Here is a 20,453-nt window from a genome sequence, read left to right on the forward strand (position 1 = left end):
CAAGTCTCCCAGTTTCCAATGACCCTCCACGGTTGAGCCGTGGGCTTTCACATCAGACTTAAGAAACCACCTGCGCGCGCTTTACGCCCAATAATTCCGGATAACGCTTGCCACCTACGTATTACCGCGGCTGCTGGCACGTAGTTAGCCGTGGCTTTCTGGTTAGGTACCGTCAAGGTGCCAGCTTATTCAACTAGCACTTGTTCTTCCCTAACAACAGAGTTTTACGACCCGAAAGCCTTCATCACTCACGCGGCGTTGCTCCGTCAGACTTTCGTCCATTGCGGAAGATTCCCTACTGCTGCCTCCCGTAGGAGTCTGGGCCGTGTCTCAGTCCCAGTGTGGCCGATCACCCTCTCAGGTCGGCTACGCATCGTTGCCTTGGTGAGCCGTTACCTCACCAACTAGCTAATGCGACGCGGGTCCATCCATAAGTGACAGCCGAAGCCGCCTTTCAATTTCGAACCATGCAGTTCAAAATGTTATCCGGTATTAGCCCCGGTTTCCCGGAGTTATCCCAGTCTTATGGGCAGGTTACCCACGTGTTACTCACCCGTCCGCCGCTAACTTCTTGAGAGCAAGCTCTCAATCCATTCGCTCGACTTGCATGTATTAGGCACGCCGCCAGCGTTCATCCTGAGCCAGGATCAAACTCTCCAATAAAGTTAGTTTGTCTAGCATCTAAAAATAAAAATTGACGTTTCACGTTGTTTGTTTCGTTCAGTTTTCAAAGAACTACTTGGTCGCTCATTTGCGACTTCCTTATGTTAACATCTTCGTTTTTCGATGTCAACTAAGTTTTTCAATTTCTTTTTTGTCGTTTTCTGCATTTCCGCATCAGCGACGGTTATTAATATATCATGCAGTATATAAAGGGTCAATACTTTTTATAAAAAAATTTCACATCCCGTTAAAAGTTTAAAAACATGTTCTAAAAACCATTATAGCCTCCCGTCATTCTTCATCATACTCCACATTTCATATCTCATCGCTTTATCACATTTATGAACGAGTGAAAATTCTAAATTTTATGTTATATTATTGTTATAGGAGTGTGATGCAAATGAGCATTAAGTATTCAAACAAAATCAATAAAATCCGGACCTTTGCATTAAGTTTAGTATTTATCGGCCTCTTCATTGCATATTTAGGAGTCTTTTTCCGTGAAAACATTATTATTATGACAACATTTATGATGGTTGGCTTTTTAGCTGTTATCGCTAGTACTGTTGTTTACTTTTGGATTGGCATGTTATCTACTAAAACTGTACAAATTATTTGTCCAAGCTGCGATAAGCCAACAAAAATGCTCGGTCGTGTCGACGCATGTATGCATTGCAATCAACCTTTAACAATGGATCGGAATCTAGAAGGAAAAGAATTTGATGAGAAATATAATAAGAAGAGCTATAAATCATAAGTATATATGAGGACAGCGAGTAAAATGTATCCTTACAAAAACTAAAGAGGTTTCAAATTATTAAAAAGGTGATTTCTTAACCAAGAAATCACCTTTTATATTTGTCCTTAATTAAGTTAGGTTCTTCACTTAACATTTTAAATCCTCCTGAACCTAACGTAATTCCCATATATAATAAAGAAAGAGGTCGACGTAAAGCCGTCAGCCTCTTTCTTTATTATATATTACGCCTTATGACACTCTGGACAAACGCCATAAATTTCTAAGCGATGGCTATTAATAACGAAGCCTGTCGTTTTCGCAGCTTCTTCTTCAAGCTGTTCCAAGCCCCCATAAGGAAAATCAACAATCTTACCACATTTTTCGCAAATCACATGATAATGTTGACTTGTAACATAATCAAATCTACTTGAAGCGTCTCCATAAGTTAATTCCTTTACAAGTCCAACCTCTTTAAACACACGTAAGTTATTATAGACAGTTGCAACACTCATATTTGGAAACTTACCTTCTAATGCTTTATAAATGTCATCCGCTGTTGGGTGCGTCATTGATTCCACAAGGTACTCTAAAATAGCATGACGCTGTGGAGTAATGCGTACACCCGTATTTTTCAGCATTTCTAGCGCTTCTTTTAATTCTTCTTTGACCACCGTCATGCACCCCGATTCTATACGGATTATTATTTTATAATTCTTATAAAGAGTGTACTCCTTTTCTTATAAATCGTCAATATTTCTACTATAAGTATGTGGTTTATTTTTGTATATAGCCTTATTCTTATGTATCTTTCCCCATTTCCTATACATTTACATAGAAAAAAAGTGCGACATAATCGCACTTGGAATACTATCATCTGAGGAGGTATGCCCTACACTTCACTTTATGTAACACAGTAAAATATGTATAGACACTTGCCTTACTTTTACATATTTTATCTCCACCATAGATTTACTTTATATAAGAAAGAACATCTTCAATATGTCCCTTCACTTTCACTTTACGCCATTCTTTTACAAGCTCACCATCTTTATTAATAAGGAATGTAGAACGCTCGATTCCCATGTACTCTTTCCCAAAGTTCTTTTTCAACTTCCAAACATCGTATAATTCTGCTACTTTATGATCCTCGTCTACTAAAAGTGTAAATGGAAGTTCATGCTTCTCAATAAATTTCAAATGTCTATTTGCCGGATCCGGACTCACTCCAAGAATAACCGTATCCTTCTCTTGAAATAATCCATAAGCATCACGGAAATCACACGCTTCGGTTGTACACCCTGGAGTCATATCTTTCGGATAAAAATATAGAACTACATTTTTACCACGAAAATCAGCTAAGCGAATTTGTTCCCCGTTACTTCCCTCTAATGTAAATTCTGGAGCCATTTCTCCTACTGTGATCATTGTTATCACTCCTACTCTTTTCTTTTACTATATCAAATGCTATCCTATTTTTCATTGTCTATTACAGACCTCATCACAAAAGCAAACGGTAATGTATATCCAATTAGCGCTTCCGCAATTGCAATCCATCTCCCAATTCCAATCGGAGATATATCACCATATCCAACAGACAATAAAGTAACCGCGCTAAAATATAAACAAATTTCTACAAGTTGAAAAGAGTGAGCGTTCAAGCTTTCTCCATCCTCTTTCAAAACTGCAAAACCCATTTCCTCTAATACAACGTAACTTAATCCAAACGCAATTAGTACAGTTGTATAAATCAAAAATAATGTGGCTAAATTATACAGCGAAAAAAAACGCGTTGAATCTGAATAGGAACTCCATAACAATTGGACACTCTTCAAAATAGCTATCGCTGCAAGTAATAGAATAAATCCCCATAACATGTCCTCCACCTCATTTTATATGTATGAGACGGCCATTGGATTTATCCCTTAGAAACAAACAAGCTTCTATAATTAATTCCCAGCACCACGGTACCTTTTTACCCCTTGATTCCAAAGAGTAATTGCAATCGTAAAACAGATAACACCAACGAATGGTGTTGCAAATGCATAGCTATTCCACTCTGTTTTTCTTAAAAAGTATGCTGCCGGATACACTCCGACAAACGCAAATGGTAAAACAAACGTTAAAATGAAGCGAATCACACGGTTATAAATATTCACAGGATAGCGACCATAGTTACCTATGTTATACATTAGCGGCATAATTGAACTTTTCGCATCCGACCAAAAACCAAGACTCGCAAGCGTAACAAATATCCCTCCATATACAAGTGCTCCTCCACCTACCATCAGTAAGAATAAGAAGAAATCGTACCAGTAAAAAGATAATTGTAACTCCACAGCTGCGTAGCCCATTACAATCATTCCTGTAATCGCTCCAATTAAAGATTCAAGTTCCATTCTTTCTAATATAATTTGAAATAAACTATGAATCGGTCTCGTTAATATACGGTCCATTTCCCCTTTAATAATGTAACGATCATTAAAGTCCCATATGTTAAAGAAAGCCGAGAAAATGGCAAACGGTACTAAAAAGAAACCATAAATAAAGATTACTTCTTCTCTACTCCAGCCTTTTAATGCTTGTGTATGTCCAAATACAACGAGAATAAAGATTAAATTAACAGCCTGTAGTGATAAATCAGAAAGTAATCCAACGATAAAATCGCCCCGATACTCCAATTTTGTTTTTATATATTGGCTTGCATATTGCAAAAATAGGTTTATATATATCATCTCATCATCCCCCCTGTACAATTAGACGTTTTCTCGCCGTTCTCCACATGAGTACAATTGGAATAATAAGTACAATTGCCCAAATTACTTGGAATAATAATGCCTCATACAATTTACTTCCTTGTATACCTTCTGAAAAAATCATACTCGGAATATAACTAATGGCCTGAAACGGTAAAAATACCATTGCCTTCTGGGCCCATAACGGATAAAAACTAATTGGTAATAATAGACCTGAAAATAAATCAATAACAACACGTTTTGCATACATAATTCCACTATTATTAAATAGGAAGAACGTGAGCATTCCCGTCATTAAATTAATTTGTGTATTAATAATAAAACTAAATATTAAAGATAAGAAGAAATATAACCACGTTTGAAAATTCGTTGTAATTTGCAATGAAAATAATAAGGTAACGATAACCATGCCTGGAATTGAAAAGAAGGCAAAACGAAATATTCCTTCACCAAGACCTTGCATCACTTTCATGCCTAAATAGTTATATGGACGAATCAGTTCTACCGCTACACGTCCTTCTTGAATCTCCATCGCAATTTCCCTGTCTATATTATTAAAATAAAAGGCACGTGCCATCCACGCAATTGCAATATACGTAGTCATTTGCGAAATAGATAAACTTTCAATATTCTCTTTTCCACTATAAATTGCTTGCCACAAAAAATAATACGCACCGATATTAATTGTATAAATTAAAATCCCGCTATAATAGTTTGTACGATACGCAAGCATCATTAAAAAGCGAATCCGAATCATTTCAATGTACTTACCCATGTTTAATACCTTCTTCATAAATGTTACGAATAATTTCCTCTGTAGACACTTCGTTAATTTTTAAATCTTTAATTTGAAAGGCTTGTACTACTTTAGAAATAAGCATTGAAATGATAACTTCTTCATTCGGTATTTTTGCAACCCACGCGTTTTCCTCTTTCGCTTTCGACCAAACGACATGACTATCTGGCATAACCATTGATAAAGCCTGATAGGAAACTGGTGCAATAAATTGAAAATGTATTTCCTTCTCTGCTCCCCACTGCATACGAAGATTATTTAAAGAACCGTCATACATAATATTTCCTTCATCCAGCATGATAACGCGCTCACATAAAGCTTCAATATCAGTAATATCATGGGTTGTTAATAAAATTGTTGTTTTATAACGTTCATTCATTTCTTTTAAAAATTCACGTATTTTCAATTTCACAAGTACATCTAACCCAATGGTTGGTTCATCTAAAAATAATAACGGCGGATTATGAATTAATGCTGCCGCTAATTCACAACGCATTCTTTGACCTAGAGATAACTTTCGAACTGGCTTATCTAATAAAGGACCAATATCTAACGTTTCAATCACGTGCTCCATATGCTCTTTATACTGAGCGTCTGATACACCGTACACTTTTTTTAATAAACGAAACGATTCTTGTACAGCAATATCCCACCAAAGCTGTGAGCGTTGCCCAAAAACAACACCAATTGTTCTTACAAATTCTTCTCTCTGCTTATGTGGATTCATCCCGTTTACTAAAATTTCTCCTGATGTCGGAGTCAAAATTCCAGTAAGCATTTTAATTGTCGTTGATTTACCGGCACCGTTCTCACCAATATACCCAACCATTTCACCTTGTTTTACAGTAAACGATACATCATTTACTGCTGGTACTATTTTATAATTACGATTTAATAAATCGCGAAATGCACCCTTTAAACCCGGACGACTTGAATAGGCTGTAAATTCTTTACGTAACCCTTGTACCTCAATTACCGATTTCATAATCGGACCCCCTTCCTAAATGTCACAACGAATAGTTTACCCAACTGCCTTCTCTATCACAAACAATACGTCTTTTCGAAAAACATGTTAGAATAATACATAGATTTTTGTAAGGAGATGAATTGTAGTGAAATTCACAAAATCAGAAGCATTACATAAAGAAGCGTTAGAACATATCGTTGGCGGCGTTAATAGTCCTTCTCGTTCTTTTAAAGCAGTTGGCGGCGGCGCTCCTGTTGCTATGGAACGCGGAAAAGGTGCTTATTTCTGGGATGTAGACGGAAATAAATATATCGATTATTTAGCAGCATACGGTCCTATTATTACTGGACATGCTCACCCGCACATCACAAAAGCAATTACAACAGCTGCTGAAAATGGTGTACTTTACGGAACACCAACAGCGCTAGAAGTAAAATTTGCAAAAATGTTAAAAGAAGCAATGCCTGCATTAGATAAAGTCCGCTTCGTAAACTCTGGTACTGAATCAGTAATGACAACAATTCGTGTCGCTCGTGCTTACACAGGCCGCACAAAAATTATGAAATTTGCTGGTTGTTACCACGGTCATTCTGATTTAGTACTTGTAGCAGCTGGATCTGGTCCTTCTACGCTAGGAACTCCTGACTCAGCCGGTGTACCACAAAGTATCGCTCAAGAAGTTATTACCGTTCCATTTAATAATGTAGAAACTTTAAAAGAAGCACTAGATAAATGGGGACATGAAGTAGCAGCTATCCTTGTAGAACCAATCGTTGGAAACTTCGGTATTGTAGAGCCTAAACCAGGATTCCTTGAAAAAGTAAATGAACTTGTTCACGAAGCTGGTGCACTAGTAATTTACGACGAAGTTATTACTGCTTTCCGCTTTATGTACGGTGGTGCTCAAGACTTACTTGGCGTAACCCCAGACTTAACAGCGCTTGGTAAAGTTATTGGCGGCGGACTTCCAATCGGTGCTTACGGTGGTAAGAAAGAAATTATGGAACAAGTTGCCCCGCTAGGACCTGCATATCAAGCTGGTACAATGGCAGGAAATCCTGCTTCTATGGCATCTGGTATTGCTTGTCTAGAAGTTCTTCAACAAGAAGGGCTTTATGAGAAATTAGATGAACTTGGTGCAATGCTTGAAAAAGGAATTTTAGAGCAAGCAGCAAAACATAATATCGATATTACATTAAACCGTCTAAAAGGTGCTTTAACTGTATACTTCACAACAAATACAATTGAAGATTACGATGCAGCACAAGATACAGATGGTGAAATGTTCGGTAGATTCTTCAAGCTTATGCTTCAAGAAGGTATTAACTTAGCACCTTCTAAATATGAGGCATGGTTCTTAACGACAGAACATACAAAAGAAGATATTGAATATACAATTGAAGCTGTAGGTAGAGCATTTGCTGCTTTAGCAGATAATAAATAATCCCTATAATGAAAAGGAAAAAAGAAAGCACATCTTTCTTTTTTCCTTTTTTCTATTTCATAAATCCCTTATTAATAGTATAATTATTCATAATTATCTGTTTTATTTTTCTTTTATATCCTTACTATCTTTGTATACAAGGCTGTTCATGCCTTAAATAGTAAGATTATTCAAACTTTAATAAGAGGGGGGATTGACGGATGCTCAATAAAACAAATACATGGACACCGTCTTTATTTCGAGATTATAGAAATGCAGAACATGATGCGTGTGGAATCGTTTCCGTTATGGAGAAACGAAAAATTGCTACGAAAGAGAACATTGATCTTTGCATACAATCACTCGTCAAAATGAATCATAGAGCTGGTTTCATTAATGGTGAAGGAGATGGTATCGGAATTCACGTTGATGTCCCAAAAGCACTTTGGAATGAGAAGCTGAAAAATAACGGATACAATCCAACGATTGTGGATCATCCCCACTTTATCGTTGGACATTTTTTTCTAAATAAAAAAGAAAATATTGCTACTTTAAAAAATTATATTCGTATGCAATTAAATAACGAAAATTTCACTATTATTTTTGAAAGTGATGATGTAATAAATTCCGATGCACTCGGCCCACTTGGTAAACAAGAAGAACCTTTATTTTGGCAAGTTGCCCTTATCGCAGAAAATGAAGTTCAAAATATTGAGCGAACATTATTTTCTGTAACGATAAAAATAGAGGAAAACGAAGCGATTCATGTTGCTTCATTAAGTCGTAATCATGTTGTATATAAAGTTCTAGGTGCTGGCGATACACTTGTTGCCTATTACAACGATTTACAACACCCACTTATCGCTTCAACTATGACGCTAGGACATAACCGTTATTCTACTAATACATTATCTAATTTTTTTCGTGTACAACCATTTAGCATCCTTGGACATAATGGTGAAATTAACACAATTGCAAAATTACGCGATCAAGCTGACATGATTCATGTTCCACTTACTGCTGGGGGCAGTGACTCCCAAGATTTAAACCGCACCTTAGAAACTCTACTTGTTCAATACGACTACAGTTTATTTGAAGCAATGGATATACTATTCCCACCAATTATTAATGAAATTAAACTTTATGAACCGCATTTACAAGATTTATATACGTATATACGTGAAGCATGGGGGCATTTCGCACAAGGGCCAGCTGGCATTATTTCACGTTATAAAGATGAAGCTGTTTTCAGTGTCGACTCCCTTGGACTGCGACCAGTATGGAAAGTGGAAACAGAGAGTTCTTATATTTTCTCTTCTGAACCTGGAGTTGTATCACCAACTGAATATGTAGCCGAACCAAAACCACTCGCTCCTGGAGAAAAGGTCGGATTAAAATGGAATGAACGAGATGAACTTGTTCTTTATGAATATGACAAATACCAAACCCAAGTATACAACCGTTTTAAAGAGCGAATTGATACTAAAGATTATCATTTAAATTTATCTATCCCTAAAACAGAAGAAATTCAGGGATTATGTGATTCTGTCCAAGTTGAAACAAAACAATACGTTGCTTTCGGATGGGACCGAGAACATATTCAGCTTCTTGAACAGATGGCAACAAAAGGCGTTGAGCCAATTCGCTCACTGGGGCATGATTCACCACTTGCTGCACTCGATACTGATAGACGAAATATCGCTGACTTCATTAAGGAAAGTGTAGCCGTTGTTACAAATCCAGCAATCGATCGCGATCGAGAGGTCGAACACTTCTCCACACGAACGATACTTGGAGAGCGCCCAAGTTTATTAAGTGGTGCTAAACAGCCATTTGTAGTTGAGATGCTTTCTCCAATTATTTTAGAAGGAAGTGTAGCACAATCTATCACAGAGGAATTACACACAATTACGTACGAACAACTTATACAGCTATTCAATACTCATAGCTCTATCGCTACAATTTCTGCTACGTTCAGTCCGACAGAAACTTTACAATGCGCCTTAAATCGAATTAGTTCTGAAGCGATAACAGCCGTGAACGATGGGGCTTCCCTACTATTAATAGACGATGCCAACGCTCATCTAAATGAACGGTTATGGATTGATCCGCATTTAGTTACCGCTAAAGTACATCAAGTATTAAGCGAAAATAAATTACGCCGAAACTGTTCTCTCGTTATACGTTCTGGTGCCCTTCGCTCCTTACACGATATCGTCACACTGTATGGATTAGGAGCAGATAGTATTAATCCATATTTATTATTTGCAACCGTCAATGATGGGACAAAAACACCAATTATGAATTTGTATAATGCTCTTAATAAAGGACTGGAAAAAGTCATTTCAACAATTGGAATTCATGAATTGCGTGGTTACGGTCGTCTCTATTCCTCTATCGGATTGCATGAGGAAATCGCAAATATATTACAAATTACGAATTTCTTCGGTTCAAATGATTTAGCTTTTTCGCTTGAATCACTTGCTGAAGATGCACAAATGCGAGCGGATGATTATAACAATCCTAAAATTAGAATGCGAAAATCTTTTCACATATTTCCGCGAATTTGGAAAGCAATTGGCGATGTCGCAAAAGGCAACTCTTATGATGATTACCGTGACAAGTTAAGTGAATTAGAAGAAAATAACCCAATCGCAATTAGACACCTTATTCAAACGAAACAAACAAAACAGGTAGTCCCAACTGAAGATGTGTCCATCGGTATCCGCAATCATGATTTACCATTTATTATTAGTTCCATGTCATTCGGTTCTCAAAATGAAGTTGCCTTTCGTGCATATGCAGAAGCGGCCGATCAGCTAAATATGATTAGTTTGAACGGTGAAGGCGGCGAAATTAAAGATATGATTGGAAAATACCCACATACACGTGGACAACAAATTGCGTCCGGACGATTTGGCGTAAACGCCGAACTACTAAATTCATCAAACTTAATTGAAATAAAAATCGGGCAAGGGGCAAAGCCTGGTGAAGGTGGACATTTGCCAGGTTCAAAAGTAACAGCCAAAATCGCTGAAGCACGTAATGCTACAATTGGCTCAGATTTAATTTCACCTTCTAACAACCATGATATTTATTCAATTGAAGATTTAGCTCAAATGATTACAGAAATTAAAACGGCTAATCAACTTGCAAAAGTAGCTGTAAAAGTCCCTGTCGTCCCTAACATTGGAACAATTGCTGTCGGTATCGCAAAAGCTGGTGCTGATTTTATTAACATTAGCGGATTTGATGGTGGTACAGGTGCTGCACGCATTCACGCATTGCAACATGTAGGCCTTCCTGTAGAAATTGGGGTTAAAGCTGCTCATAATGCTTTACTAGAAGCCGATATGAGGCATAACGTAGAGATTTGGGCTGATGGTGGTATTCGAAGTGTAAATGACGCCTTAAAAATCATGCTCCTTGGAGCAAACCGCATCGGATTTGGCACATTATCAATGATTGCAATCGGCTGTACAACTTGCCGCGGATGTCACCTAGATACTTGTCACGTTGGCATCGCAACACAAATCGAGTCTGAGGCTCAGGCGAAAGAACACGGATTACGCCGCTTCGTCCCGCGCGAATTAGAAAGTGCCGTTGCTGGATTATTACATTTATTCACCACTTTTGGCGTAGAACTAAAACGATTAACAGGAAATCTTGGTTATACAAATTTACAAGACATTGTTGGGCGTTCCGATTTATTAGAGCAAGTTCGAGGCAAAAATTCATTAAACTTATGTAATTTACTACAAACGATAAAACATCCATCTGTTACAAAAACAGAATATGTACTGGAAAAACAATTTGAAACAGTTCATTCCCCTCACTCAAAAGAATTAGTGGGCGTCGGCGTAGAGCAACGCGTTATGGGTGGTCTAGAATCTTGCTATCGCGTTCGTAGTAAATTATATGAAGACACAAAACTTGAACCACTTACATTAAAGTATACGAATGGCTCTATTCCTGGAAATGGATTAGGCGCTTACAATAGTGAGAACTTATTTATACACGTAAATGGCGGTGCACAAGATGGTATTGGTAAAACCTCCTTTGGTGGTGGTATTTATATAACGAAAGCAAAAGGAAAAGACGGCATATATTATAACGGTTCTGTCGGAAAAGGTTTTGGATACGGCGCACAAAAAGGATCCCTATACGTTCAAGGTAACGCTGATGCTCGCGCTGGCATTCGCCTCTCTGGAGCAGACATGATAATTGGAGGGCGAATAACAAAGCCACTCCGTGAAAAAGAACAAGGGAATATAGGTGCATACTCTAATATTAAAGGTTTCGCTTTTGAATATATGACAAATGGGCGAGCGCTTGTTTTAGGGGATCCCGGTCCATGGATCTGTGCTGGTATGACTGGCGGTGTTGTTTATTTACGTCATGATGCAAGCCTTGGTTTAACAGAACAGGCCTTAAAAAGAAGAATCGCAAAAGGGGCAAATGTTACATTACAATCAATTAGTAAAAATGGTGTGCAAGATGTGACTGAGTTATTGCTAGATTATATTCGTGTATTAAATGAGCATGAGCAATATGAGGAAGTTGCTTTATTAACACCGTTACTCGATGATATGCAGCACCAGTTTTTTGAAATTATCCCGAAAAAAGAGCAGGCTGATCCATCTATCTCGACAGAGTGATATACCTCATTTTCATTTTCAAGAAAAAATTGACGAAGTACACTTCTCATAGTAATCTATAATAACAATTTGAAACCTGCTGAAATTCAGCAGGTTTTTTTACTAAAAATTGATGTTTAAAAAAAATTAGGAAAAATTATAAATGAATCTTAATTTCTTATTAACGTCACTAAAATATCACTTGCTAACATATTGTAATGAATGTATAGTATCATGTTGTACATTCATTATGACAAGAGAAAGGATCTTATTAAGGGTATGAAACTTGGTGCTCGCATTTTAAAAACGGGTATTGCCATCACATTAGCTTTATTTGCTTGTATTTTACTTCAATTACCGAGTCCGGTATTTGCGGGAATCTCAGCTATCTTCGCTGTTCAACCGTCTGTATACCGTTCGTATTTAACTGCACTTGAACAAATTCAAGCAAACGTCATTGGCGCGATATTCGCTATCGTATTTGCTACTGCTTTTGGACATAATCCTTTTATTATTGGATTAACATGTATATTAGTAATTGCTCTTACACTGCAATTACGATTAGAGAACACAATATCAATTGCTTTAGTAACAGTTATCGCCATTATGGAGTATCAGGGCGAAGATTTCTTTAGTTTTGCCTTACTTCGCTTTGCGACGATTATGATTGGGATTATTGCAGCTTCACTTGTAAATTTAGTGTTTATGCCGCCAAAATACGAAACAAAGCTATATCATCGTATCGTTGATAATACAGAAGAAATTGTAAAATGGATTCGAATGAATAGCAGGCAAGCTTCTGATTTTACAACGCTAAAAACTGATATTGATCGTATGAAAGAAAAAATGATCAAACTAAACCATTACTATTTGCTGTATAAAGAAGAAAGAAGCTACACGAAAAAAGTAAAGTTCGCAAAAATTCGTAAGCTCGTTTTATTCAGACAAATGTTAGCGACGACAAGCCGTGCTTTAAGTACGTTAAAATCATTACATCGTACTGAAAATGAACTGCGCTATATGCCAGAAGAATTTCAGGAATCTATCCAAAACGAACTTGATTCATTAACGCATTATCATGAACAAGTTTTATTAAAATTTATTGGTAAAGCAAAAAAACAACAATCCGTTGAAATGCTTGATGAAGTTGAAACAGGTAAACAAGAATTAATTGATATCTTTATGGATTATCAAAACAAAGACGATGAGGAAGCGTATAAAACATGGCTACACCTCTTCCCTCTTATTTCTGCCATTATTAACTATAGTGAAGAAGTAGAGCATTTAGATTTACTTGTGGATAGCTTCTACACATACCATAAACCAGAAGCAGAACTCCAAATCGACGATAAAAAAGAAGACGAATAAAGAAAACAGCTCCTTTTACGCTAAAGGAGCTGTTTCTGTTATGTGTTGAAGTTGATATAAATTGTAATAAAATCCTCTTTTTTTCATTAACTCTTCATGAGAACCTGTTTCTTTAATTTCACCATCTTCAATGTAAATAATCGTATCAACATGCGTAATCGTCGCCAATCGATGTGCGATTATAATCGTCGTCCGATCAGCAGCTAACGTCTGAAGCGCCTGTTGAATATATCGTTCATTTTCTAAATCTAAAGCAGACGTTGCTTCATCTAATATAAGTAATGATGGATTCTTTAGAAACACTCGTGCAATCGCTACACGTTGCCTTTGTCCACCGGATAACTTCACACCACGTTCCCCAACTACAGTATCATAACCATCAGGTAACTCAATAATAAAATCGTGAATTTGTGCAGCTTTGGCAGCTGAAATCACTTCTTCCTCTGTAGCTTTCGGATTTCCATATAAAATATTAGCTCCGATTGTATCGCTAAATAATAAATTATCTTGCAGTACAATTCCAATATGACTACGTAAATTTCTCATATCATACTTTCTTACATCTATCCCATCTACATAAACTGCACCTGAAGAAACATCATAGAAACGCGGGATTAAACTAGCAAGAGATGACTTCCCTCCCCCACTCGCTCCTACAAGTGCTACCTTCTCTCCTGGTAACATAGTTAACGAAAGGTTATGTAATATCTCTTTTTCATCCGAATTGTAACGAAAAGATACATTATCAAATATCACTTCACCATTTAATTTTTTCACTTGTACCGCACTTGGTACATTGACAATATCATATTTTTCATCTAACAATTCAAATACTCGATCCATCGATGCAAAAGACTGCGTTAATGTTGTAGATGAATTAACAAGGCGGCGAAGCGGACTATACAAACTATCCATATATCCAACGAAGGCAACCATAGTCCCTAATGTTAACTGCCCCTGAATCACTTCATATGCTGCAAAACCAATCACAAGTAACGGGCCTAAATCTGTTAACGTATTTACTGCCGAAAATGTTCTCGCCGTCCAACTCGTATGGGTTAATGCTTTCGTCAAAAATTCATTATTTCTTTTTTCAAACTGCTTCCCCTCATACTCTTCTAATGCAAAGCTACGTGTCACTTGCATCCCTTGAATACGTTCATGTAAATATCCTTGCATCGTTGCTAACGCTTGTGAACGCTCTTTCGTCAATTTTCGAAGACGCCCGAAAAAATATTTCACCGCCACTACATAAATAGGTAAAATTAAAAGCGCAACAAATGTCAATTTTATATTCATAGAAAACATAACGATAATAGCAATAGCAATTGTTGCCGTATCTAACCAAACATTCATCAAACCAGTAATTACAAAGTCCTTCGTTTGTTCTACATCATGAATGACACGTGAAATAATCTCCCCTGTTTTTGTATTCGAATAATAGCGTAAACTCAACTTTTGCAAATGACCAAAAATATGCTTTCGCAAATCATACAGTATTGTATTTGCGATACGCTGTGCGAAATATTGACGATAATATTCAATTGGCGGTCTTAATACTGCAAAAATAAAAAAAGCAATTCCAACGGCTGTTACTAATTGGGACGTTTTATCTTGAAGTGACCCTCCGCCTTGAATTACATCATCGATAATATATTTTAATAACCACGGCATAATAAGCGGGATGCCGAATTTAACTAGGCCAATCATAATCGTAATAGCAATAAGCCATCGATACGGTTTAACAAATTGCAAATATCTTTTTATGCCTTGCACATAATCCCCCCTCTAATAGGACAAACCTGCCGGGAAATCCCCTGCAGGTTTGTTTTAATTTCTGTACATTAAATATCTTTCATACCACATATCTACGAAATCTGGCGCGAATGGCCCTTTTCTTTGATGAATCCATTGTGTTAATTGTGCTACATTTCGTTTTAAAATGGTATCAATAACAGGTGGATACTGCATAATTTGACTGTGCTTTTCATACTCATCTTCATCCAAAAGTGTATATGTCATATCTGGATACACTTTAATATCTAAATCATAATCAATGTACTTCAATGCTTCGGAATCATATGCAAAAGGTGAGCTTAAATTACAATAATAATATACTCCCTCTTCCCTTAACATTCCAATCACATTAAACCAATAGTTTGCATGAAAATAACAAATTGCTGGTTCACGAGTAATCCATGTTCGGCCATCTGATTCTGTCACTACTGTACGATCATTTGCTCCGATCACAAGACTCTGTGTCCCCTTTAAAATTGTTGTCTCTTCCCACATTCTATGAATGGAGCCATTATGTTTATAACTATGTATTTGTACTTTTTCTCCTTCGTTGGGAAATCCCATATATGCTCCCTTCTTTCAACTGCAAATGCCCTTTGAACTGCATTCACTTTTTTTCTATTATAACTTTTTTGTCGAAATTTTAAAACTAAAGCGACAAGACTCTATTTTTTCACACTGAATACCATATCCCTAATCTTCTTAGGAGACGGTGTCTTCGCTGAATTATTTACAAACGAGGAAATTGGAATAGAAAAAGCCCTTCCTTATTTCTATGTAAAGAAGGACCTTGCACCGAAAGGTAACAATATATCTTATCCTAAATTCGAAATCATTTTTTCAGTTTCAAAAGATTGAATCACACTATTTGTTTGCTTTTCAAACTTCTCATGTAACAGCTTTAACGCTAATTCTGTTCTATATATTTCTTGGCGGATAAAATGTAATTCCTTTTTATCGCACGTATCCTTTTCGCTCATTTCAATTTGCTGATACTTCTCTAGATGAGCTTGTAACTTCAACAACTCATCCATCGTTTCCAATTGCTCTCCTACCAACTTATCAAAATCGTTCATTACTTACCCCCTTTTGGACTTATTTATCAGTTATTATTCCTCATTACATATTTCTAATCTTTAACTTCCTTCTCCTTTGACTACATTTGTTGACTTATTAGAAGTTATGTCGTTCGCTTTATTTTCATTACCATGACCAAAGCACAAAGAAAACACTTCTCACGAATTAGAGAAGTGTTTTTCTTTCATTACTGATTTGAACTAGAAGATTGTGATTGTTTTGCAGCTGATTGTGCATTTTGTTTTTTCACAGCATGCACATCTGTTTCAGTTGCAAATTCTGTACCATAACTAGCGTTTGCACTTTGTGCACCAGAAGCTTGCGCTTTCTTTGCTTCTGATTGTGCGTTTGCTTGTTTTACTGCTTGTACATTTGTTTCAGTCGCAAACTCTGTACCATAACTAGCATTTGTACTTTGAATGCTAGCACCAGAAGTTGCCTTGTTATAACCTTGTTGTTTTTTACTCATCTTTCTCACCTCCACAACCAATAATGTAACCAATTCACTTAGAAGCTATCCGTAATTTTCTTTAAAAAAATTCCGCATATATCTCTTATTACTCATTCAAACTATAGAAAATGGAGGTGGAAATATGTATATAGGACGCGATATGACTGAACTAACGATGCTTTCAAAAAATGAATGGAAAGAAGATGAATTAGCTTATTTTCATCATTCATTACAACAGATTCTGCCCTATTTAAACGCAGAAGGACAAAGTATTTATAAAGAAATTGTTATAGAAATTGAATCAAGAGGCGGCTTACAAGAAGGTGAAGCTAGTTGGACTCATGGGACAAAAATTTCTTACGATTAAAAAAGTGTTCCCAATTTAGGGAACACTTTTTTGTTTATTGCATTGTAATTTTCTCAACGCAACTCTCATAAATCGTACGATGCGATTTAGAGAAAGGTAACTGTTCAAATGCTTCTTTCGATACAAATTTCAATGTATCTGTTTCAACAATTTCACCAGTTACTTTTCCGTAAAATACGAATATATCCCAAGTCCGATGTGTAAACGTATGTTGTACATTCATCGCGTATTCTTCAATAGAAATCGAAATCTCAAATTTTTCTTTCATATAATCTATAAGCTGTTCCTTCTGATTACGAATCCCTTCGCCAAGTTCAATATTCGGAAACTCCCACATATTAGCTAATAAACCGGTACTTGGACGTTTATTAATGACGTAACGACCATCTTCTGTTTGAAGTACTCCTGCAACAATCGGTACCATCGTAGGAGCCTTCGCTTTACTTTTTACTGGTAATTCCTTTTGAACACCTTCAGCATATCCCCTGCAATGCTCACGTACAGGACAAAGTAAGCATGCTGGATTTTTAGGAATACAAATCAGTGCTCCTAATTCCATCAAACCTTGATTAAAATAAGATGGATTTTCAGCCGAAATAATTTCACGCACAATCTCTTCAAACACTTTTCTAGTCTTCGGTTTTGCAATGTCATCCCACACGGATAAAATGCGAGATAATACACGCATAACATTTCCGTCAACTGCTGGCTCTGGTATACCATATGCGATACTTAAAATAGCACCTTTTGTATATGGTCCGACTCCTTTTAACTTTTCAATTTTCTTTACATCACTCGGTACTATCCCGCCATATACTTCTTTTACCTCTTTTACTGCTGCATGTAAATTTCTCGCTCTAGAATAATACCCTAAACCTTCCCATGCTTTTAATACTTCTTCATCATCCGCATTTGCCAAAGCCTCTAGAGTAGGAAACTTCCCCATAAAATTCGCGTAATATGGTTTTACAGCTTCTACCCTTGTTTGCTGTAACATAATTTCCGAAACCCAAACACGATATGGGTCTTTATTTTTACGCCACGGTAAGTCGCGTTGCTCTTTTTCAAACCAACCAATTAAATCATTTTGAAACTGCTCTATGTTAAAATTATTTAAAATTTCAAGTGTCAAACTTGATCCCCCTCATTTTTTTGCATATAAGTACTATTATAAAGATTTTAGGAAAAAATTTAAGTAAGATGACATAGGAAATAGAAGGCAAAGGACTTGAGGTATCGAATAAAAAGAGTTACATTAATAAAAAACGGAGGTGGATTTCTATGGACACAGCCACTCACCTTGTTATGGGCGTTACTCTAGGCAGTTTGGCTACATTAGACCCAGCCATAGCACAAAGTGATATTGGGCCACAAGCAGTTATGCTTGCTACAATTGCCGGTTCCAATATTCCTGACATCGATACAGTTTTAAAATTGCGTAATAACGCTAAATATATAAGAAATCATCGTGGTATTACTCATTCCATTCCTGCAGTGATTCTTTGGTCATTCCTTATAAGTGGCATCTCTTTCGCCTTCTTTTCAGAAGCTCCATATTTGCATCTACTACTTTGGTCATTTATTGCCGTCTTTCTTCATGTCTTTGTAGATATTTTCAATGCTTACGGTACACAGGCATTACGGCCCTTCACAAAAAAATGGGTAGCACTCGGCATCATTAATACATTTGATACCGTCATTTTCTTTATCCATATACTCGCAATTGCTTGTATGCTCGTAGGTTCCCATAAAGGGTATACTGCCTTAGCAGCGTATATATTGATGACTGTTTACTACATCGGACGGATTATGATGCATAGAAACATACGTAGCGTCGTATATAAACGTTTCAATAACGTTGAGAAGATCATCATTTCTCCTTCTTATCGATTTTATCATTATCATTTAGCAATCGTTACAACTGATTATTACTACGTTGCTAGATGGCATCGTGGTAACATCATGCTATACGATAAGTTCGATCGGGTACCGTTCCCAGATAATGCTATTATGCGCGCTGCTAAACAAGATGAAAACATCTCAGCATTTCTATCTTTCTCTCCTGTGTATCGCTGGGACATTTTCGATTATGATCATTATTACGAAGTTCGATTCATTGATTTGCGATATCGCAGTAAAGATTATTATCCATTCGTTGCAATTGTTCAACTCGATCAAAATTTAAATATTATTAGTTCCTATACAGGATGGATTTTTAGTGAAGAAAAACTTCGAAAAAAGCTGGAATTACTTCCACATTAAAAAAAGCGACTTAAGTCGCTTTTTTTAATGTTTCAAATGATCTTCTTGATTAATTAAATGGCTATATTTCGGATTATTTGTACGCATTTCATGAAGGCGTCCTCCATGATTATTAATCCATGATCGAACCACTTGTTCAGTCATTTCCTCTCCTTGATAACGACCGGATTTCGCATAAGTTGTTCGAAAGTCTTCCCACAGTAATTCAACCCACGCACGAGCCTGTGCGTAAGAAAGCTTGTCATTTTTGTCTAATAGTTCTTTCGTTAATGCTTCATAAATATCATTCATGTTCTAGTCTCCTTTTACCTAATTATCCCTTCATTTCTAAAGGATAGTTTCTTCTATTTTGCACATTCTATAAGTGATACTTCTTAAAGAGGTATCAACTGATGATGAGGAGGGCGTTCGCAATGGGTAAACAAGCCGAATTTTGGTCTGAGTCAAAAAACAACAGCAAAATCGACGGTCAACCGAAAGCGAAATCACGCTTCGCTTCGAAACGACCTAACGGCACAATTAACACGCACCCACAAGAACGTATGCGTGCTGCAAATCAGCAGGAAGAGTAGTACAAATTAAATTAACTTCCTACACGAGGTGATAAAGATGAGCTACCGTGATCGCTTAGATAGTCGTTCTGAATTATTTAACCATACGTGGACTCGTCCGAAACATGCTAAAGCGCAAGTTAACGGACAGACGCAACAAACCCAGTCTCTCATTATATTGGCAAATGAATGTAAGAAACGCCAATTTTAGAATCTCCTATCTCCTGTAACGCCTACCAAAGATGAAAACCAGAGAGATATTCGCTCTCTGGTTTTTATTTTTCTTGTAATAAGGAAATTGGTATTCCAATCTCTTCATTATCATTTTGCTTATGTCCCCAAGCAAATACCCCATTGAAATACGTAATTTCAAATAATATACCAGGTTCTTCTACCAATTCATATGTCTCACCAATATGGAATTTGTTTATGTCAGTCATATAAGCACGAGCCATTGCCATCTTTCTCATTAATACATCGAACTCATTTACAATTCCGAGCTGCTCTGCCTTTATTGCTTGCTCTTTCAAAACCCCAATTTCTTCCCTTAGCTCATGTGGTGTCATTTCACTGTAGCGCTTTGGCATATTCATCTTATTCCC

General features: G+C 36.7%; 21 protein-coding genes and 1 rRNA gene (1 of these 22 running past the window's edge). 8 read left to right on the forward strand and 14 right to left on the reverse strand.

Going from position 1 to position 20,453, the window contains the following annotated elements; genetic code table 11:
- Positions 1-663, reverse strand: a 16S ribosomal RNA gene (locus QCI44_RS25665); it reaches 889 nt to the left of the window's first position.
- A 400-nt stretch (positions 664-1,063) separates the two neighbouring features.
- Here QCI44_RS25665 and QCI44_RS25670 point away from each other — a divergent pair.
- A complete protein-coding gene (locus QCI44_RS25670; RefSeq protein ID WP_000025063.1) occupies positions 1,064-1,420 on the forward strand; it encodes a YgzB family protein in 357 nt (118 codons plus the stop codon).
- Positions 1,421-1,644: 224 nt separating this feature from the next.
- Here the strand turns inward: QCI44_RS25670 and perR are convergent, their stop codons facing one another.
- From perR to QCI44_RS25700, 6 genes are all read right to left on the reverse strand, one after another.
- Positions 1,645-2,073: a peroxide-responsive transcriptional repressor PerR gene (gene perR / locus QCI44_RS25675; RefSeq protein ID WP_000237831.1), complete on the reverse strand. Its 429-nt coding sequence runs from the start codon at positions 2,071-2,073 to the stop codon at positions 1,645-1,647.
- A gap of 298 nt (positions 2,074-2,371) precedes the next feature.
- On the reverse strand, positions 2,372-2,827 hold the full coding sequence (gene bcp, locus QCI44_RS25680; RefSeq protein ID WP_016089407.1) for a thioredoxin-dependent thiol peroxidase: 456 nt from the start codon (positions 2,825-2,827) through the stop codon (positions 2,372-2,374).
- A gap of 44 nt (positions 2,828-2,871) precedes the next feature.
- Positions 2,872-3,276, reverse strand: coding sequence for a potassium channel family protein (locus QCI44_RS25685; protein WP_016133560.1), 405 nt, complete (start codon positions 3,274-3,276; stop codon positions 2,872-2,874).
- Positions 3,277-3,348: 72 nt separating this feature from the next.
- Positions 3,349-4,134 carry an ABC transporter permease gene (locus QCI44_RS25690; protein ID WP_016089409.1) on the reverse strand — a complete coding sequence of 262 codons (786 nt, stop codon included), beginning with the start codon at positions 4,132-4,134 and terminating at the stop codon, positions 3,349-3,351.
- Positions 4,135-4,138: 4 nt separating this feature from the next.
- Positions 4,139-4,930, reverse strand: coding sequence for an ABC transporter permease (locus tag QCI44_RS25695; protein ID WP_000521523.1), 792 nt, complete (start codon positions 4,928-4,930; stop codon positions 4,139-4,141).
- Positions 4,923-5,936, reverse strand: a complete 1,014-nt coding sequence (locus QCI44_RS25700; protein ID WP_016089410.1) for an ABC transporter ATP-binding protein — start codon at positions 5,934-5,936, stop codon at positions 4,923-4,925. The genes QCI44_RS25695 and QCI44_RS25700 overlap by 8 nt, the downstream gene beginning before the upstream one ends.
- Positions 5,937-6,063: 127 nt before the next feature.
- On the opposite strand from QCI44_RS25700, the gene hemL reads away from it, so the two are divergent.
- From hemL to QCI44_RS25715, 3 genes are all read left to right on the forward strand, one after another.
- The gene (gene hemL, locus QCI44_RS25705) at positions 6,064-7,362 is read left to right on the forward strand and encodes a glutamate-1-semialdehyde-2,1-aminomutase (protein ID WP_016089411.1); all 1,299 of its coding nucleotides are present in this window, start codon (positions 6,064-6,066) and stop codon (positions 7,360-7,362) included.
- Between the two features lie 200 nt (positions 7,363-7,562).
- Complete coding sequence (locus QCI44_RS25710; RefSeq protein ID WP_016089412.1) at positions 7,563-11,999, forward strand: glutamate synthase-related protein; 4,437 nt, start codon at positions 7,563-7,565, stop codon at positions 11,997-11,999.
- 258 nt (positions 12,000-12,257) lie between these two features.
- Complete coding sequence (locus tag QCI44_RS25715) at positions 12,258-13,346, forward strand: aromatic acid exporter family protein (protein WP_016089413.1); 1,089 nt, start codon at positions 12,258-12,260, stop codon at positions 13,344-13,346.
- A 15-nt stretch (positions 13,347-13,361) separates the two neighbouring features.
- On the opposite strand, the gene QCI44_RS25720 is transcribed toward QCI44_RS25715, so the two are convergent.
- From QCI44_RS25720 to QCI44_RS25735, 4 genes are all read right to left on the reverse strand, one after another.
- Positions 13,362-15,122 (reverse strand): ABC transporter ATP-binding protein, encoded by a 1,761-nt coding sequence (locus tag QCI44_RS25720; RefSeq protein ID WP_016089414.1) that lies wholly within the window; start codon positions 15,120-15,122, stop codon positions 13,362-13,364.
- 54 nt (positions 15,123-15,176) lie between these two features.
- On the reverse strand, positions 15,177-15,707 hold the full coding sequence (gene ntdP / locus QCI44_RS25725) for a nucleoside tri-diphosphate phosphatase (RefSeq protein WP_016089415.1): 531 nt from the start codon (positions 15,705-15,707) through the stop codon (positions 15,177-15,179).
- A gap of 251 nt (positions 15,708-15,958) precedes the next feature.
- Positions 15,959-16,219, reverse strand: a complete 261-nt coding sequence (locus tag QCI44_RS25730) for a YgaB family protein (RefSeq protein WP_016089416.1) — start codon at positions 16,217-16,219, stop codon at positions 15,959-15,961.
- A 188-nt stretch (positions 16,220-16,407) separates the two neighbouring features.
- Positions 16,408-16,689, reverse strand: a complete 282-nt coding sequence (locus QCI44_RS25735; RefSeq protein WP_000039039.1) for a gamma-type small acid-soluble spore protein — start codon at positions 16,687-16,689, stop codon at positions 16,408-16,410.
- 124 nt (positions 16,690-16,813) lie between these two features.
- On the opposite strand from QCI44_RS25735, the gene QCI44_RS25740 reads away from it, so the two are divergent.
- A complete protein-coding gene (locus tag QCI44_RS25740) occupies positions 16,814-17,038 on the forward strand; it encodes a hypothetical protein (RefSeq protein WP_016089417.1) in 225 nt (74 codons plus the stop codon).
- Between the two features lie 34 nt (positions 17,039-17,072).
- Here the strand turns inward: QCI44_RS25740 and mutY are convergent, their stop codons facing one another.
- Entirely contained in the window at positions 17,073-18,170 is a 1,098-nt protein-coding gene (mutY, locus tag QCI44_RS25745; protein ID WP_016089418.1) for an A/G-specific adenine glycosylase, read from the reverse strand.
- 149 nt (positions 18,171-18,319) lie between these two features.
- Between mutY and QCI44_RS25750 the strand changes: the two genes are divergently transcribed.
- Positions 18,320-19,300, forward strand: a complete 981-nt coding sequence (locus tag QCI44_RS25750) for a metal-dependent hydrolase (protein WP_016089419.1) — start codon at positions 18,320-18,322, stop codon at positions 19,298-19,300.
- 24 nt (positions 19,301-19,324) lie between these two features.
- Here QCI44_RS25750 and QCI44_RS25755 read toward each other — a convergent pair whose 3' ends face one another.
- Positions 19,325-19,591, reverse strand: coding sequence for a YfhJ family protein (locus QCI44_RS25755; protein WP_016089420.1), 267 nt, complete (start codon positions 19,589-19,591; stop codon positions 19,325-19,327).
- 122 nt (positions 19,592-19,713) lie between these two features.
- Here QCI44_RS25755 and QCI44_RS25760 point away from each other — a divergent pair, with 122 nt between their 5' ends.
- Together QCI44_RS25760 and QCI44_RS25765 are read left to right on the forward strand one after the other, a co-directional pair.
- A complete protein-coding gene (locus QCI44_RS25760) occupies positions 19,714-19,872 on the forward strand; it encodes a small, acid-soluble spore protein K (RefSeq protein ID WP_000517891.1) in 159 nt (52 codons plus the stop codon).
- A 37-nt stretch (positions 19,873-19,909) separates the two neighbouring features.
- Positions 19,910-20,062 (forward strand): YpzG family protein, encoded by a 153-nt coding sequence (locus tag QCI44_RS25765; protein WP_000122093.1) that lies wholly within the window; start codon positions 19,910-19,912, stop codon positions 20,060-20,062.
- A gap of 64 nt (positions 20,063-20,126) precedes the next feature.
- On the opposite strand, the gene QCI44_RS25770 is transcribed toward QCI44_RS25765, so the two are convergent.
- The gene (locus tag QCI44_RS25770; protein ID WP_001057030.1) at positions 20,127-20,444 is read right to left on the reverse strand and encodes a YfhH family protein; all 318 of its coding nucleotides are present in this window, start codon (positions 20,442-20,444) and stop codon (positions 20,127-20,129) included.
- Between the last annotated feature and the right edge of the window lie 9 nt (positions 20,445-20,453).

It is taken from the genome of Bacillus cereus group sp. RP37 (assembly GCF_040459695.1).
In the GTDB taxonomy this organism is placed as follows: Bacteria; Bacillota; Bacilli; order Bacillales; family Bacillaceae_G; genus Bacillus_A.